This window comes from Allochromatium warmingii (assembly GCF_900107145.1).
Taxonomy (GTDB): domain Bacteria; phylum Pseudomonadota; class Gammaproteobacteria; order Chromatiales; family Chromatiaceae; genus Thermochromatium; species Thermochromatium warmingii.
This window is the reverse complement of the sequence record NZ_FNOW01000019.1, coordinates 1-15384: the sequence shown is the minus strand read 5'-3', so window position 1 is coordinate 15384 and position 15384 is coordinate 1. Positions and strand designations below refer to the sequence as shown.

The window sequence follows — 15384 nt, the reverse complement described above, 5'->3', positions numbered from 1 at the left end:
CATGCGTCAAATCGTGCTCGATACCGAAACCACCGGCCTCGAACCGCGTGACGGACATCGGATAATTGAGATCGGCTGTGTTGAGCTGATCGACCGCCGCCCGAGTGGTCATAATTTTCACGAATATCTCAATCCTGACCGCGACATCGACGCCGAAGCCGAAGCGGTACATGGCATCAGCAATCCGTTTCTGGCATCGAAACCGCGTTTTGCCGAGATCGCCGAGCGTCTGCTGGATTATTTGCGTGATGCCGAACTCATTATTCATAACGCGGCATTCGATGCCGGCTTTCTCGACCACGAATTGACGTTATGGCGCGGTGCGGATGCGCCACGCATCGCCGATCTATGCACCGTGACCGATAGCCTGCTGCTGGCGCGACGCCTGCATCCGGGCCAGCGCAATAGCCTCGATGCACTCTGTAAACGCTACGGGATCGACAACACAGAACGCACGCTGCATGGCGCGTTGCTCGATGCTGAGATTCTTGCAGATGTCTATTTAGCGATGACCGGCGGGCAGGTGACGCTGCTGCTCGGCGGCGAGCGCGGCGATCTGAATAGCGGCGGCGAGCAGGCGAGTCTGCGCGGTCGTCTGGATCCGAATCGCCCGCGCTTGCCGATTGTGCGTGCTACGGCTGAGGAATGTGCCGCGCATCAGGCGCGGTTGGCAGCGATTCAGGCGGCCAGCGGGGCCTGTGTGTGGTTGCGGGAAGAGTGAAGAATCGACGGGAAATTAGCGCGGCTGATCCAACCCCGTCGCGGCTACGCTCAACGCCCATACCCGCTGATTGAGCGCCGGATCACGCGCTTGCGCCGGAGCTGGCAACAGGCGGCGACGCTGATCGAGATACGCGCCGTGCAACAGCGGCGGCGAGGTATCCAGCAGCAGCGGCAGCAATCGGCGAGCGACCTGCTCCGGTGTCGGCAGTGCCCAGCCAATCAGACGATCAAGTACGCGCCAGAACCGCCCTTGTGCGCCATCGGTGCCGCCGAGATTGGAGCGGAACACACCCGGAAAAACTGCGTTGACGCGCACGCCGCTATCGGCGAGCCGTCGCGCCAGCTCGAATGTCAGGTGCAGATTGCCAAGCTTCGACTGACCATAGGCGGCCATCATGCGATACGGGCGGCGCTCCCAGTTCCAATCATCGAGATCGAGCGCGGTGTTTATGCGGGTGCTGATATTGACAATCTGTGCTGGAGCACTGGCCGTCAGCCGGTCGAGCAACAACTGTGTGAGTAAAAATGGCGCAAGATGATTGATCGCCAGCGCCCGCTCGATGCCATCAGGACTCAGCCGCCGTTCACGAAATGCTGTTCCGGCATTATTGATGAGCAACTGTAGGTGATCGAACTGCGCAAGCACCGCAGCGGCCAGTGCCCGCACCTCAGCTTGACTGACCAAATCGGCGACAAACAGATGTAAATGCGGATTGCCGGTTGTGGCTTGAATTTCAGCCAGCGCCGCTGCACCGCGTGTGCGGTCGCGGGCGACTAATCCCACGCGCCAACCCGCCGCCGCGAGCGCCTGTGCGCAGGCGCGGCCCAATCCAGAATTTGCACCAGTGATGAGCGCCGTGTTCATGGGTGAGTCCTGTAAGCTATCAGACAGTGATGCCGCTCACCGCCCCAAAAAACGCGCATTGATGTCGTGTAGCACCAGACTGCGAAACTTCTTAGCGCGGAGCCAATCGGCGTCCGTCCAGGGTTCGGACTGACGCGCTGTGGTTTCAATCCAGCGGGCAAACGAGGAACGCGGCGAGAGTACTTGGCGTTGTTCATCAAAGAGCGCACCTTTGCGCGGATCGCCCGCCCAGTAAACAGTATGCGGTTGCTCGGGTCGCCACCATAAAAACCAGCGGTCGCCGGTCTCACGATAGCCGTCAACCCGCACCGCCATCAGACCGCTTCCGAGTTCAGCAAAGGCGATGGCTTCGGGATAGAGCGCCGCGAGCCGGTCGGTGACAAAAATCGGCGCAGTCACGGTTTCATGCAGCCAGTTGACCAGAGCGCGAATGTCGCTCACCTCTGGCGTCTGGCCGACAGTCACAATATTGGACGCATCAACCAGCGCCGCGCCCGTTGCTCGCGCCAGCGATAGCAGGGCTTGCGCGAGGGTGTGGTCGATTACATTCGCACGACCAGTTCCGAGTTCGGCGATCAAATCGCGCTCATCATCCACTAGGCGCAGCGCGGCCAACAGCGCGAGAATCTCTTGATCGCTTTCGTTCAGATCCATCAGCCGTTGTGTACTTTGATAGCCTGAGATCGCCAGCGTAAACACCTGCGTCATCTCAGCACAGCGCAAGCGCACCGGCAGCGCCAGATGACGCGGCGCGGAATGATGACAGGCAATCAGCCCCCACAGCTCGCCGCTGATAAGAATCGAAAACGACAGCGAGGCGGTGACGCCCATATTTTTGAGATATTCCAGATGCACCGGCGAGACGGCACGCAGATCCGACAGCGTTAAATCGGCGACCGCTTCCGGCTCCAGACTGAGCAACGGCACCGGCGGCGCGGCAATGTTGGGGATCTGACGATGGGAGTTGAGTCGATAGAGCTGACGGGCAATCTGTGGAATATCCGATGCCGGATAGCGTAGCCCAAGATAGGGCGGCAGTCCGTCACGCAGACTCTCGGCGATGACCTCGCCGCACCCATCGTGACGAAAGCGATAAATCATCACTCGTTCAAAGCCGCTCGCGGTGCGCAGCTCATCAGCAAGATACTGGCAATGACTGGCCCAATCGCGCTCTGAATACGGCATCCGATAGAGGCGATGCGGCACCGGACGATAGGCATCGGCCTGTTGCTCGCTGGGCAAAGCTGGTTCTAATTCGAGCAGCCAGTTGTGCGCATTGCAGGAGAGCAAACCATCGAGCGGGCCGCTCGGCCCCGCGAGCAGCGCCGGATAGAACCGCTTATCGCTGGCTGCCAGCATCCACGCATCCGGGGCGTTGGTAATATCGGTCAGTTCGGTCTGCGGTGGAAACTCCGGCAGCAGGGTTGTGAGCGCCTGACCTAACACCGCTTCGGGTATCCAGCCCGTCCAAGCGGGCAGATTGGCGCTGACCACCTCGACGATTGGCGCACCCGTGCGACCGCCTAGCACGCAACCCCAAGGTTGGATAGACTGGACATGATGCAACTGCTCACGCTCGCATTCAGCCAAAAAGCCCGGTGCTAGGGATTCGCTCATGATGGGGGTTCGGGTATTGAAGTCGGGTAGCGCGATCTTAAACCAGATGGACAGTGTTATGCCGTATCCTGCAACCGGTTCTGCGTCATGCACTGACCGCGATCTTGCCCGTGTGCTGCGCCGTGCTACGGCAGGCGTTCATGCCGAGATTGAGCTGTTGCCACTGATGGCGCAACTGACCGCTGAGACGGTGACGCTAGCGGCCTATCAGCAGTATTTGCACGCGATGGTCAGTATTCTTGCGCCGCTGGAACGCACGCTGTTTGATGTGATTGATCCGGCGATCCGTGAACAACTCGGAGTGCGCCCGAAGCTGCCGGCGCTGCTGGCCGATCTCGATGAACAGGGCTTGACCTATCATCCCAGACTGGTCGCGATGACCGCGACGCTTGCCTTGCCCCACGATCTCAGCGCCACCGTCGGCGGTCTGTATGTACTGGAAGGGGCGACGCTGGGCGGACGGACGATTGCGCGTCATCTGCGGCGCCGTCTCGGCGAGTCGCTGGGCGCGGCACGGTTTCTCGATTTCCACAGCGATCAGACCGCCGCTGCATGGAAAGCCTTTACTTCTGCCCTCAATACGCTGGCGCTGCATCAGGCGCTAGTCCCCGATCAGGTGATCGCCGGGGCGCTGGCGGTGTTTGCCTATCTGCACCAGCGGATTGAGGGGAGTTGAAATCGGCTGCCAGCTTAGGCGTAGAACACCATCGCACGGGACGCGATAAATGAAATTGGAAGCTAGCGCCACCTGTACGCAGGAGCGCCGCTTCGCGATGTTGCAACCTAATTCGCGGCGAATCCAGCGGTCAACGAACCCCCGCCTTATGGCAGGGGCTTGTGAGGTGACTCGCAAGCCACGTTGACCAGGGAAAGCGGTAACCAACCCGCTCCGTTTACAATAGGTCGTCAAGACTCACCGGCGGATGCTTCCTCAGTCCGCCGCTCTGAAAGGTCAGGATTAGGCTGGCGCAAGGTAAAACGCCGAAGGTTCTGATCGCCGCTGCGAAGCGGGAGCCGGTTGTAGACAGTCCCGAGGGGAGCGAAGCCTTTGGGCTTCCGTTACTAGGCCCGTAAGGGCAGATGTTTGAGTGTGAATATATGTCTGTTTTTGTACTGAATAAACAGAAAAGACCGCTGATGCCGTGCTCGGAAAAGCGAGCACGGTTGTTACTTGAACGCGGTCGGGCGGTGGTGGTGCGTTTAGTGCCTTTTACGATCCGATTAAAGGATCGAATCGGCGGCGTATTACAACCGCTGCGCCTAAAGCTTGACCCGGGGAGCAAAACCACTGGGATTGCGCTAGTGCGTGAAGTAGTACGTCGTGATGAGTCTGTAGTGTGGTTAGCTGAACTGACCCATCGCGGTTATCAAATCAGCGAAGCACTGCGGGCACGTAGTGCGATGCGTCGTCGTCGGCGCTCCGCGAATCTCCGCTATCGTGCCCCACGCTTTCTCAATCGCACCAAACCAAAAGGCTGGTTGGCACCGAGTCTGCGTCATCGTGTCGAGACAACGATCAATTGGGTAAAACGCTTACGCCGACTTGCACCGATTACAGAAATCACTCAGGAATTGGTGCGTTTTGATTTGCAAGCGATGCAGCATCCTGAAATCAGTGGAATTGAATATCAGCAAGGTGAATTAGCTGGGTATGAAGTGCGCGAATATTTATTAGAAAAATGGCAGCGCACCTGTGCTTATTGTGGAGCACAACAGGTTCCGCTTCAGATCGAACATATTCGCCCTAAATCCGCTGGTGGTTCCAATCGCCTGAGCAATTTGACGTTAGCCTGTGCGCCCTGTAATCACAAAAAAGGCGCACAGTCGATTGAAGCATTCCTGAAACATAAATTGGAATTACTTAAACAGATTCAAGCGCAGGCTCAGGCTCCATTAAAAGATGCCGCTGCCGTTAATACGACTCGTTGGGCACTGTTTAATGCACTCAAGGCCACCGGCCTGCAAGTCAAAACCGGCTCAGGTGGTCAAACCAAATACAACCGCCAACGCCTCGGTATTCCCAAAACTCATGCGCTCGATGCCGCCTGTGTTGGTAAGCTTGATGCGCTACACAATTGGCAAATCCCCACACTCGCTATTAAAGCGATGGGACGTGGTAGCTATCAGCGCACGCGACTGAATCGCTTCGGCTTTCCGCGTGGTCATCTGATGCGCCACAAGCGCATTCATGGATTTCAGACCGGGGATCGGGTCATCGCTCACATACCGAGCGGTAAAAAAGCTGGAGTTCACGTCGGGCGCGTGGCGGTGCGCACCTCCGGCAGCTTCAATATTCAAACCGCCACCGGCGTAATTCAAGGGATTGCTCATCGCCATTGCTCAGTGCTGCAACGCGCTGATGGTTATGGTTATTCATTCAACCTAACACAACCGGAGGAAGCGAGATTGGCGGCTTAATGGTGCTCCGCACCGTGCGCTCTGCCTCCCAGCCCTATAATTAGGACGGGGTTTCTCGCGTAAGATTGATGAGCGTGAACCGGATGAATTTCAAGGATGATCTCAGTACAGCTTCGGATTATCTACGCATGGCAGTGCCGCTGATGGTACGCCGTCGTATTCCGCCAACGCCCTATAATTATGCACTCTGGTATGCGCATGTGCAGAACGCTTCGCCAGAACTCAGCCGCGCTTTGCTGGCTGAATTTCCCGAAAGCGGCCCCTATAACCCTGAAATTAGCGAAGTCTTGTTTTTTGAGTACTTCGTCAAGCATTACCTACCTAGCAGCCCGCAAGTCCGCGATCTGATTGTCGATATTGTCACGCAGTTGACACGGGCTGTTTCGCGTAATCTACGTGACGCGCAGGATTACGGAGCCAGCTTGCGCGAAGCAATAGAAGTCTTTGAAAATAATGTCGATCAAGAACATATCCGCTTTATGCTCGGGCAATTGCTCACAGAAACCCGTGATTTAGCGCACCAAACGCAAGTTTTTTGCAATGAACTCGAATCAGCCAACGCCCAAGTTGAACAGCTTAAGCGCGAATTAGAAGCCAGTGAGCGCCAAGCGCGGATAGATGCACTGACGCAGATTCCCAATCGCCGCGCTTTTGATGAAGCCCTTGCTCAATCATTGTCCGCACCCGATGAGCCGACCTGCCTTTTAATCATCGACCTCGATCATTTTAAGCGACTCAATGATAGCTATGGGCATGTAATGGGTGATCGCGTGCTGGAAGTTGTCGGACAGGTGCTCGCACATTTGCACAATGAGCGCGTATTTGTTGCACGCTATGGCGGCGAAGAATTTGCGGTGATTGTAAATGATGAATTAGCCGTCGCGCAGCAGCTTGCCGCTGAGATTCACCGTCAAATTGCCACTCTACACATTCGCCGTAAAAGCACGCAGGATACCATTCGCTCGATTACTGTTTCGATTGGTTTAACCCGCTTTCAACCCGGTGAAACATCGGAGTCGTTCATTGAACGAGCAGATCGCGGTTTATATCTCGCTAAAGAAGGCGGACGGGATCGCGTGGTTGTGGTGTGATTGGCGCATCCGAAGTGATGCGATTCCACATAGCGGTTAGCAGCTTAGAGCATCCTAGTTTTGGCCGCTGAAAACGCTGAAAAACGCTGAAAGCTCAAAGTAACTTCCGATGCTCGCTGGACAAGATCGGATGAAATCGGGACAATTCGCCGCGATTTGCCGCCGATTTTGGCCGGTCGGCAATGACGCACCCCCCCATCCCCTTTTTGGTCTGTCAGGCAGTCGCGCCATGCCCTCGATCCTCGTCCTCAACGGGCCGAATCTCAATCTGCTCGGAACCCGCGAACCCAGTCATTACGGGCGCGTCACCCTCGCTGACATCGAGCGCCAACTTCGCGCCGAGGCTCAGGCCGCCGGTCACGCGCTAGGATTCGTGCAAAGCAATGCCGAACATGTTTTGATCGAGGCGATACATCAGGCCGGGCGCGACGAGGTGCGTTTTATCCTCATCAATCCGGCCGCCTTTACCCACACCAGCGTCGCCTTGCGCGATGCCCTCCTCGCCGTGGCCATCCCCTTCATCGAAGTACATCTTTCGAATGTACACGCCCGCGAGCCATTCCGCGCCCACTCCTATTTTTCTGACATCGCAGTGGGCGTCATCTGCGGACTCGGGGCCGAAGGGTACACGTTGGCGCTCCGCGCCGCGCTGGGCCGCTTGGCGCAGGACTCAACGAACGAGAACACCTAAAACGATGGATATTCGCAAGGTCAAAAAGCTGATCGAGTTGTTGGAGCAATCCGACGTAGCTGAGATCGAGATCCACGAGGGCGAGGAATCGGTGCGCATCAGCCGTCACATCAACGGCGGTGCGGCGATGCCGTTCTACATGCCTCAGGGGATGCCGATGGCGATGCCCATGAACGCCGGTGCCGCGCCGTCGGCTGCCGCGTCTGCCAGCGCCGCCGCCAGTGAAGAGGCCGAAGAAATCATCACCGGCACGTTGGTGCGCTCGCCGATGGTCGGCACCTTTTATCGTGCGCCCGCGCCGGGATCAAAACCCTTTGTTGAAGAAGGGCACGCCGTCAAAGCTGGTGATACGCTCTGCATTATTGAGGCGATGAAAATTCTCAATCAGATCGAATGCGAACAATCGGGAACGATCAAGCGCATCTTAGTCGAAAATGGACAGCCGGTTGAATACAACCAACCGCTGTTCTTAATCGACTGAGGGCCGCTGTATTATGTCTGCCATGATTGAGAAAATTCTCATCGCCAATCGCGGCGAAATTGCCCTGCGCATTTTGCGAGCGTGCCGCGAACTCGGCATTAAAACTGTCGCGGTACATTCGGAAGCTGACCGCGATTTAAAGCATGTTCTACACGCCGATGAATCGGTCTGTATTGGCCCAGCTCCAGCATTGCAGAGCTATTTAAATATTCCGGCGTTAATCAGCGCCGCTGAAGTCACTGATACCGTCGCCATTCATCCAGGCTATGGCTTTTTATCGGAAAATGCCGATTTTGCCGAGCGCGTCGAAAAATCCGGCTTTATTTTCATCGGGCCACGTCCTGAAACCATTCGCTTAATGGGCGATAAAGTCTCAGCGATTGCCGCGATGAAAGCCGCCGGCGTACCCTGCGTGCCTGGCTCGGATGGCCCAATTGATGATAATAAAAAACGCACGCTCGAATTAGCCCGTGAGATCGGCTATCCGATCATGATTAAATCATCTGGTGGCGGCGGCGGGCGCGGAATGCGCGTGGTGCATTCCGAAGCGACCTTATTAAATGCGATTGCGCTGACCCGTGCGGAAGCAGCAGCGGCATTTAATAACGATATGGTGTATATGGAAAAGTTCTTAGAGAACCCACGCCATATCGAATTTCAAGTGCTCGCCGATCAAATGGGCAACGCGATTCATCTCGGTGAGCGCGATTGCTCGATGCAGCGCCGCCATCAAAAGGTTGTCGAAGAAGCGCCCGCGCCCGGCATTACCGAGCAACAGCGGCGCGAAATCGGCGAACGCTGTGCAGCGGCCTGTCGCTCGATTGGCTATCGCGGTGCCGGGACGTTTGAATTTCTGTATGAAAACGGGCAGTTTTATTTCATCGAAATGAACACCCGCGTTCAAGTTGAGCATCCGGTTACGGAATTAGTCACAGGCGTCGATATTGTCAAAGAGCAGATTTTAATTGCTGCTGGCGAACCCTTGCGTTATCGACAAGCCGATATTCAGATGCGCGGCCATGCGATTGAATGTCGTATCAATGCCGAACATCCCGAAACCTTTATGCCAAGTCCGGGCAAGATTACCGATTTTCATGCTCCGGGCGGCCCTGGGGTGCGGATCGACACCCATATTTATTCGGGATATACCGTGCCCTGTCACTATGATTCGATGATCGGTAAGCTCATCACGCATGGTGAAGACCGCGAAGCTGCGACTGCTCGCATGTGCAATGCGTTGCGCGAAACGGTGATTGAGGGTATTAACACCAACATCAAACTTCAGCGTGCAATTATGCGCGATGGTGCTTTTCTCGCCGGTGGCGCGAATATTCACTATCTCGAAAAGATGTTGGGTGTGTGAGCGGTGAGTCGCTTGTCTCTGACGCGAGTTTTGATTGCGTCAGAGACAAGCAAGTTAATGCGAGTGCTATTGCAAGCCTGTAGCAGCGCGGTGCATTTAAGCGGTCGCGGTGCGATTCCAAACTTCAGTCAGATAATCAAATACCGCATCAATTTCAGCCGCTGTCTGCGCACCGAAATGCTGTCCTAAACGGTAGCCGAGATTTTTCCAGGTGAGCCGTTCAAGTGCCTCGTCTGTATAAATCTTTTGATGCTGCGTGGCATCCTCCCAACCAACGAGAAATTTACTGCGCCGATGCGCGTCCGGTGCTTTGCGTTCATCACGGGCATAAACACAGGCATTTAGGGCATCGTCAATCGCGTTTGGAGTAATCATGGTCATGGTACTGAATGATCCGGTTGGATGATGTTTTAGGGTGAATTGTGAGTGGGTAAGTGTCGCATTCTGTGCGGTTCTATTCTAGATATGCTCCCACATATACTTTATGTATTGAGTCTGTGCGATTGTTGATAATCTGAAAATTCAAAGACAAACGAGTCCCACCCATGCCCGTCGCCCTCATCCCAATCCTGATCGTACTGCTGGCAGGACTGACCACCATCGCTGCCGCTGCGCCACCGCTGGCCGTCGTCGCTGCCTCGGTGCGCATCCAGCCGATGAGTCAGGAAGTTGAGGCGCTGGGCACGCTGCAAGCTAATGAATCCGTCGCCATCACCTCGCGGGTCACGGAGACCATCTCAGCACTGCATTTTGATGACGGGCAGCGCGTGCCAGCCGGTGCGCCATTGGTCGAGCTGACTAGCGCCGAAGAGCACGCGCTGCTTGATGAAGCCGAAGTCCGCGCTCACGAAGCCGAGCGCCAATATCAGCGCGTTAAATCACTGGTGACGCAGCGGTCGGCGTCGGAATCGCTGCTCGATGAGCGCCAGCGCGATCTGAATGCAGCGCAGGCGCTGTTGGCGGCGCTGCAATCGCGGGTCGCGGATCGTGTCATCAAAGCGCCCTTTGCCGGTATGCTTGGATTGCGGCATGTGAGCGTCGGCGCGTTGGTCGAGCCGGGCGATCTGATTACCACGCTCGACGATGATCGGCTGATGAAGCTCGATTTCAGCGTACCGAGTGCGCATCTGGCCGCGCTTCAGCCCGGATTGCCCATCGCGGCAGTCAGTCCGGCCTTTGGTACACAGGTGTTTAGCGGCGTGGTGCGCGGCATCGACAGCCGCATTGATCCGATCACCCGTTCGGTGCGGGTGCGGGCGATTTTGCCCAATCCTGAGTTGCGCTTAAAACCTGGGCTGCTGATGCAGGTCACTCTGCGGCTTGATCCACGCGAGGCACTGACCGTTCCCGAAGCAGCGATTGTGCAGCGCGGGGCCGAACACTTTGTGATGCGACTAGAGGACGATGAACGCGGTTTGACCGCCACCCGGATCGCGGTGCGCATCGGCACGCGGCTGCCGGGCTGGGTTGAGATTCGTGACGGCCTGACCGCGACAGCGCGGGTCATCACCGACGGTCAGGAAAAAGTGCGCCCCGGTCAGCCGCTGCGCCTGATCGATGGCCCGCGTGCCGCGCCATGATCCTGTCCGATCTCTCCATCACCCGTCCGGTTTTGGCCAGTGTGCTGTCACTGCTGCTGGTCGCGTTCGGATTGGTCGCCTTTGATCGCCTGCCACTGCGTCAATTTCCCGATATTGACCCGCCGGTGGTGTCAATCTCGACGACTTATCGTGGTGCCGCCGCCGCTGTGGTTGAGAGCCGGATTACCCAGATCATCGAAGAGCGCATCGCCGGCGTGGCGGGGATGCGCAGTGTCGAATCGAGCAGCGAGGACGGGCGCTCGCGCATCAGTATCGAGTTCAGCATTGACCGTGATGTTGATAGCGCCGCCAATGATGTGCGGGATCGCGTTGCGGGGATCATCGACCAGTTGCCGAGCGAAGCTGATCCGCCCGAAATCCAAAAGGTCGATAGCAATGATGATGTGATCGTCTGGTTCAATCTCTCCAGCGAACACCTGAGCGTGCCGCAATTATCGGATTATGCGCGGCGCTATCTGGTGGATCGGTTCTCGGTGCTCGAAGGCGTGGCGCGGGTGCAGGTCGGTGGTGAACAGGTCTATGCCATGCGCATCTGGCTCGACCGCCATGCTCTAGCAGCGCGTGACCTGACAGTCGCTGATGTCGAGGAGGCGCTGCGGGCGGAAAATATCGAACTGCCAGCCGGTGCGGTCGAATCGCTTGACCGTCAATTTAGCGTGCGCGTGGAGCGGGCGTTTAATACCGCCGAGGATTTTGCGCAACTGGTGCTCAAGCGCGGTGACGATGACTATTTAGTGCGGCTCGGCGATGTAGCGCGGGTCGAACGCGGCACCGAAGAATCACGCACCCTGTTTCGCGGCAATGGTCAGCCGATGGTTGGCTTAGGAATCATCAAGCAATCGACCGCCAATACCGTCACTGTCGCGCAGGCGGCGAAAGCCGAGATGGAGCGCATCAATCAGTCGCTGCCCGAGGGGATGCACCTCAGCCAAAGTTTCGACAGCTCGGTGTTTGTTGAAGAAGCGATTGACGCGGTTTACAGCACGCTGGTACTGGCGATTGGGCTGGTAGTGCTGGTGATTTTTCTGTTTTTGGGCAGTTGGCGAGCGACGCTGGTGCCAGCGGTCACGGTGCCGGTCTCGGTGGTGGCAACCTTTACCGTGCTGCTGTGGCTAGGCTTTTCCATCAACATTTTGACGCTGCTGGCGCTGGTGCTGGCCATTGGGCTGGTGGTCGATGATGCGATTGTGGTGCTGGAAAACATTCATCGCCGCATGGAAGAGTACGGCGAAACGCGCCTTGTGGCCGCCTATCGCGGAGCGCGGCAGGTTGGCTTTGCCGTGGTCGCAACGACGCTTGTGCTCGTCGCCGTGTTCGTGCCGATTGCGTTTTTGCAGGGCGATCTTGGGCGCTTGTTTGCTGAATTTGCCTTGACGATGGCGGCAGCGGTGGTGTTTTCGTCCATCGTCGCGCTATCGCTCTCGCCGATGCTGGCCTCAAAAATCCTCCCGCCCGCCCATGCCGTAACAACAAAGCCCCAAGCTCGGTTCGGCTTGGCAACCCAGATTGATCGCGCATTTCTACTGATTCGGCGCGGCTATCGGCGGCTGCTCGATGGGCTATTGCGTCAATCTTGGATCGTGCTGGTGACGCTGATCGCAACGCTGGGCGCGGCGGGGTGGCTGTTTACGCAGATCCCGCAGGAATACACGCCGAAGGAAGATCGCGGCGCGTTTTTTATTCTCGTCAACGGCCCCGAGGGCGCGTCGCACGCTTATATGCAGCGGTATCTGGCCGAAATCGAGCGGCGCTTGCTGCCCTATGCCGAGAGTGGCGAGGCGATTCGGCTGTTAGTGCGCAGTCCGCGAGCCTTTTCTAACACCGCGAGCTTTAACACCGGCATGGTGGTCGTGGTGCTCGACCGCCACGCCAACCGCCGTTCCGCGTGGGTCATCATGGATGAAGTCCGCGCCACGCTCGCCGATCTGCCCGGCGTGCGGGCATTTCCGGTGATGCGGCAAGGGTTTGGCACCCGCACCAGTAAACCGGTGCAATTCGTGCTCGGCGGCGGCAGCTATGAAGAATTGGCCGCGTGGCGCGACACCCTGCTGGCGGCCATTGACCAAGACAATCCAGGGCTAACCGGCATCGACTGGGATTACAAAGAAACTAAGCCGCAACTGCGGGTTGCAATCGACTACGACCGTGCCGCCGATCTTGGGGTGACGGTCGGCGCACTCGGGCGCACGCTCGAAACCCTGCTTGGCTCGCGGCGGGTGACGACCTATCTGGATCAGGGCGAAGAATACGACGTGATCCTCGAAGGCAAGCGCGACAGTCAACGCACCCCGACCAGTCTCGATCATGTGTTTATTCGCTCGGCGCGTACCGAGGCGCTGATTCCGCTCGCCAGCCTCGCGCAGGTATCGGAGATCGCCGAATCGCCCAGCCTTAATCGCTTTAATCGTGTGCGAGCAATCACGCTGGAAGCCAGTCTCGCCGAGGGGCTGGCGCTCGGTGATGCACTCGCTTATCTCGAAACTAAAGTCCGCACCCATCTGCCCGAACACGCCCAAATTGATTACAAAGGTCAGAGCCGTGATTTCAAAAATAGCGCCGCTGGGGTGTTATTTGTCTTTGTGCTCGGCTTAATTGTTGTGTATTTAGTGCTAGCGGCGCAATTTGAAAGCTGGATTCATCCGTTCGTGATTATGCTCACCGTGCCATTAGCGATGGCGGGCGCGTTATTCGGTCTCTGGCTCACCGGGCACAGTCTTAATCTATTCAGTCAGATTGGCTTAGTGATGCTGGTAGGATTAGCCGCGAAAAACGGCATTTTGATTGTCGAATTTGCCAATCAATTACGCGATCAAGGTTTAGCCTTGCGTGCCGCGCTGCTCGAAGCCAGTGAAACGCGCTTGCGCCCGATTTTAATGACCGGCATTACTACCGCAGCGGGTGCGGTGCCGCTGTTGTTATCGCGTGGCGCAGGATCGGAAACCCGCGCTGTGATTGGGGTTGTGATTTTATTCGGCGTATTAGCGGCGACCGTATTTACGCTGTTCGTGGTGCCAGTGGCCTATGATCGACTAGCGCGGTGTACTGGTTCACCCGGGGCAGTGAAACGGCAATTAGAGCAAGAGAGTCAGGCGCAGATTTAGACAGGATTAACAGAATTGTTCAAGATTGACAGGATTTTTTAAGACAATTTTGAATTTATTTTTAAATCAATCCTGTTAATCCTGTCTAATTATTTTTAGTCACAAAGCTCAAGGCTTCATAACTCCTAAACACTGGTCGCAGGCGGCTGATAGCTGAAAGCCCGAATCTATCATGTCTCTTGCAGCCGATCATAATATCGCGCCCGATATAACAAACGCGGCACTGCTCCATCAGTAAAACCACTGCGCGTATGCAGCACGTTATTGCTGATTAAACCCCAGCCCGCCTCTAATCGTCCGCTCATCATCCAGGGCGTGCCTGTTTCCAGTAGTGATTTCAGTGCCGCGACCGCTTCGCGTGTTACGGCATCATCACGCCAACGAATATTGCGGGCGCGATTGGTATAACGCATATGTAAGCGTCCATCTGCCCGCACTGTAAAAACTGCGCCGGTTTGATCGGGTCGCACTTCTTCACCATCAACATGATTCGCCGGAATCGTCATGCACTCCGAATGCATCAAGGCACGAATAAATTCAGGATTCTGGTCGCGGAGTAAAATATAGGCGATTTCATGATCAAGCAGATCGTTTTGTCCGCCCTCAGCCGCTGGCTGCACGCAATGTAATAGCAAACCATGAATTTGCTGTTCGGGGCGATTGTAATAGCCGTCGGTGTGCCACGAAATTGCGCGATTTGAATACGGAATGTAATCACGATGTCGGGCATCTGTTTGCACCGTTAATGAAGTAATCGCATCGTCATCGGCTCCGGCATTATGATCGAGGCAATGTAAACCGAGTTGCGCCCCGAGCATACGCGGAATCGCTTTATCGGGATCGTCGCCCGTTGTTCCAATATAGATCGCCATATTGGTACGCCGACAGCGGTCGAGCAGTGCCGTGCGCTCGGCTGCGGTGAGTTGTCGCGGATCGCGGATTTCGACGATGAGCGCCGCAAGATCGGTCGGAGTCTGCGCGAGCTTGTGTTCGCGCCAGTGCTGATAGGCTGAATCGTCGTCAAGGGCGAAAGGTGAAACAGACATAAAATCAAGCGTCTCCAGCGATTTGAGAATACCCGCGTGCAGCGACGGGCGAGCGCGGAAAGATCGGCCAGCTTAAGCTTACATCGGCTAACCACGTCTGCACAAAAAATCCAGTAGATAATTAGCTTTATTGTAACCGATTCTAGCTGACGCGGATTTATCGAGCATCAGCGAGAGCGAAACTGGCTTCGGCTGGAGCACCGTGTTAGGTGGTTTGATGAATTAGATTCGGCCTTGAAAAATAAACCGAACCTGACCCATTTAATTCACATTTAATTCATTTAATTCACATTTATAGTTATTTGCAGAAGTGTCTATAATTATAGTAAATAAAAGAGGTTTTCACGATGAGAGTGCGAAATATAAAAATTGAAAACCCAGACTTAC

At 56.2% G+C, this 15384-nt stretch carries 13 protein-coding genes; 9 read left to right on the top strand and 4 right to left on the bottom strand.

Annotation, left to right across the window (positions count from 1 at the left end; all coding sequences use genetic code 11):
- Position 1 precedes the first annotated feature (1 nt).
- The gene (dnaQ, locus tag BLW10_RS07340; protein WP_091333518.1) at positions 2–721 is read left to right on the top strand and encodes a DNA polymerase III subunit epsilon; all 720 of its coding nucleotides are present in this window, start codon (positions 2–4) and stop codon (positions 719–721) included.
- Between the two features lie 15 nt (positions 722–736).
- Here dnaQ and BLW10_RS07335 read toward each other — a convergent pair whose 3' ends face one another.
- Together BLW10_RS07335 and BLW10_RS07330 are read right to left on the bottom strand one after the other, a co-directional pair.
- Entirely contained in the window at positions 737–1588 is an 852-nt protein-coding gene (locus BLW10_RS07335) for an SDR family NAD(P)-dependent oxidoreductase (protein WP_091333517.1), read from the bottom strand.
- 36 nt (positions 1589–1624) lie between these two features.
- Positions 1625–3205 carry a GAF domain-containing protein gene (locus BLW10_RS07330; protein ID WP_091333515.1) on the bottom strand — a complete coding sequence of 527 codons (1581 nt, stop codon included), beginning with the start codon at positions 3203–3205 and terminating at the stop codon, positions 1625–1627.
- Positions 3206–3263: 58 nt separating this feature from the next.
- Between BLW10_RS07330 and BLW10_RS07325 the strand changes: the two genes are divergently transcribed.
- The 6 genes from BLW10_RS07325 to accC all read left to right on the top strand — a co-directional run bounded on the left by BLW10_RS07325 (position 3264) and on the right by accC (position 9249).
- Positions 3264–3881 carry a biliverdin-producing heme oxygenase gene (locus BLW10_RS07325; RefSeq protein ID WP_091333573.1) on the top strand — a complete coding sequence of 206 codons (618 nt, stop codon included), beginning with the start codon at positions 3264–3266 and terminating at the stop codon, positions 3879–3881.
- A gap of 422 nt (positions 3882–4303) precedes the next feature.
- Entirely contained in the window at positions 4304–5623 is a 1320-nt protein-coding gene (iscB, locus tag BLW10_RS07320) for an RNA-guided endonuclease IscB (protein ID WP_091333514.1), read from the top strand.
- 83 nt (positions 5624–5706) lie between these two features.
- A complete protein-coding gene (locus tag BLW10_RS07315; protein WP_245709189.1) occupies positions 5707–6714 on the top strand; it encodes a GGDEF domain-containing protein in 1008 nt (335 codons plus the stop codon).
- Positions 6715–6943: 229 nt separating this feature from the next.
- Positions 6944–7405 (top strand): type II 3-dehydroquinate dehydratase, encoded by a 462-nt coding sequence (gene aroQ / locus BLW10_RS07310; protein ID WP_091333572.1) that lies wholly within the window; start codon positions 6944–6946, stop codon positions 7403–7405.
- A gap of 4 nt (positions 7406–7409) precedes the next feature.
- Entirely contained in the window at positions 7410–7886 is a 477-nt protein-coding gene (gene accB / locus BLW10_RS07305) for an acetyl-CoA carboxylase biotin carboxyl carrier protein (RefSeq protein ID WP_091333510.1), read from the top strand.
- A gap of 22 nt (positions 7887–7908) precedes the next feature.
- Positions 7909–9249 (top strand): acetyl-CoA carboxylase biotin carboxylase subunit, encoded by a 1341-nt coding sequence (accC, locus tag BLW10_RS07300; protein WP_091333509.1) that lies wholly within the window; start codon positions 7909–7911, stop codon positions 9247–9249.
- Between the two features lie 96 nt (positions 9250–9345).
- On the opposite strand, the gene BLW10_RS07295 is transcribed toward accC, so the two are convergent.
- The gene (locus BLW10_RS07295; protein WP_091333507.1) at positions 9346–9630 is read right to left on the bottom strand and encodes a hypothetical protein; all 285 of its coding nucleotides are present in this window, start codon (positions 9628–9630) and stop codon (positions 9346–9348) included.
- A 164-nt stretch (positions 9631–9794) separates the two neighbouring features.
- On the opposite strand from BLW10_RS07295, the gene BLW10_RS07290 reads away from it, so the two are divergent.
- Together BLW10_RS07290 and BLW10_RS07285 are read left to right on the top strand one after the other, a co-directional pair.
- Entirely contained in the window at positions 9795–10829 is a 1035-nt protein-coding gene (locus BLW10_RS07290; protein ID WP_091333506.1) for an efflux RND transporter periplasmic adaptor subunit, read from the top strand.
- Entirely contained in the window at positions 10826–13951 is a 3126-nt protein-coding gene (locus BLW10_RS07285; RefSeq protein WP_091333504.1) for an efflux RND transporter permease subunit, read from the top strand. The genes BLW10_RS07290 and BLW10_RS07285 overlap by 4 nt, the downstream gene beginning before the upstream one ends.
- A gap of 170 nt (positions 13952–14121) precedes the next feature.
- Here the strand turns inward: BLW10_RS07285 and BLW10_RS07280 are convergent, their stop codons facing one another.
- Positions 14122–14997: a TauD/TfdA family dioxygenase gene (locus BLW10_RS07280; RefSeq protein WP_091333503.1), complete on the bottom strand. Its 876-nt coding sequence runs from the start codon at positions 14995–14997 to the stop codon at positions 14122–14124.
- Between the last annotated feature and the right edge of the window lie 387 nt (positions 14998–15384).

Coding starts and splice junctions, on each gene's coding strand:
- accC (WP_091333509.1), top strand. CDS start 7,909: ATGATTGAGAAAATTCTCATCGCCAATCGCGGCGAAATTGCCCTGCGC.
- iscB (WP_091333514.1), top strand. CDS start 4,304: ATGTCTGTTTTTGTACTGAATAAACAGAAAAGACCGCTGATGCCGTGC.
- BLW10_RS07290 (WP_091333506.1), top strand. CDS start 9,795: ATGCCCGTCGCCCTCATCCCAATCCTGATCGTACTGCTGGCAGGACTG.
- BLW10_RS07325 (WP_091333573.1), top strand. CDS start 3,264: ATGCCGTATCCTGCAACCGGTTCTGCGTCATGCACTGACCGCGATCTT.
- BLW10_RS07330 (WP_091333515.1), bottom strand. CDS start 3,205: ATGAGCGAATCCCTAGCACCGGGCTTTTTGGCTGAATGCGAGCGTGAG.
- BLW10_RS07285 (WP_091333504.1), top strand. CDS start 10,826: ATGATCCTGTCCGATCTCTCCATCACCCGTCCGGTTTTGGCCAGTGTG.
- aroQ (WP_091333572.1), top strand. CDS start 6,944: ATGCCCTCGATCCTCGTCCTCAACGGGCCGAATCTCAATCTGCTCGGA.
- dnaQ (WP_091333518.1), top strand. CDS start 2: ATGCGTCAAATCGTGCTCGATACCGAAACCACCGGCCTCGAACCGCGT.
- BLW10_RS07280 (WP_091333503.1), bottom strand. CDS start 14,997: ATGTCTGTTTCACCTTTCGCCCTTGACGACGATTCAGCCTATCAGCAC.
- BLW10_RS07315 (WP_245709189.1), top strand. CDS start 5,707: ATGAATTTCAAGGATGATCTCAGTACAGCTTCGGATTATCTACGCATG.
- BLW10_RS07295 (WP_091333507.1), bottom strand. CDS start 9,630: ATGACCATGATTACTCCAAACGCGATTGACGATGCCCTAAATGCCTGT.
- accB (WP_091333510.1), top strand. CDS start 7,410: ATGGATATTCGCAAGGTCAAAAAGCTGATCGAGTTGTTGGAGCAATCC.
- BLW10_RS07335 (WP_091333517.1), bottom strand. CDS start 1,588: ATGAACACGGCGCTCATCACTGGTGCAAATTCTGGATTGGGCCGCGCC.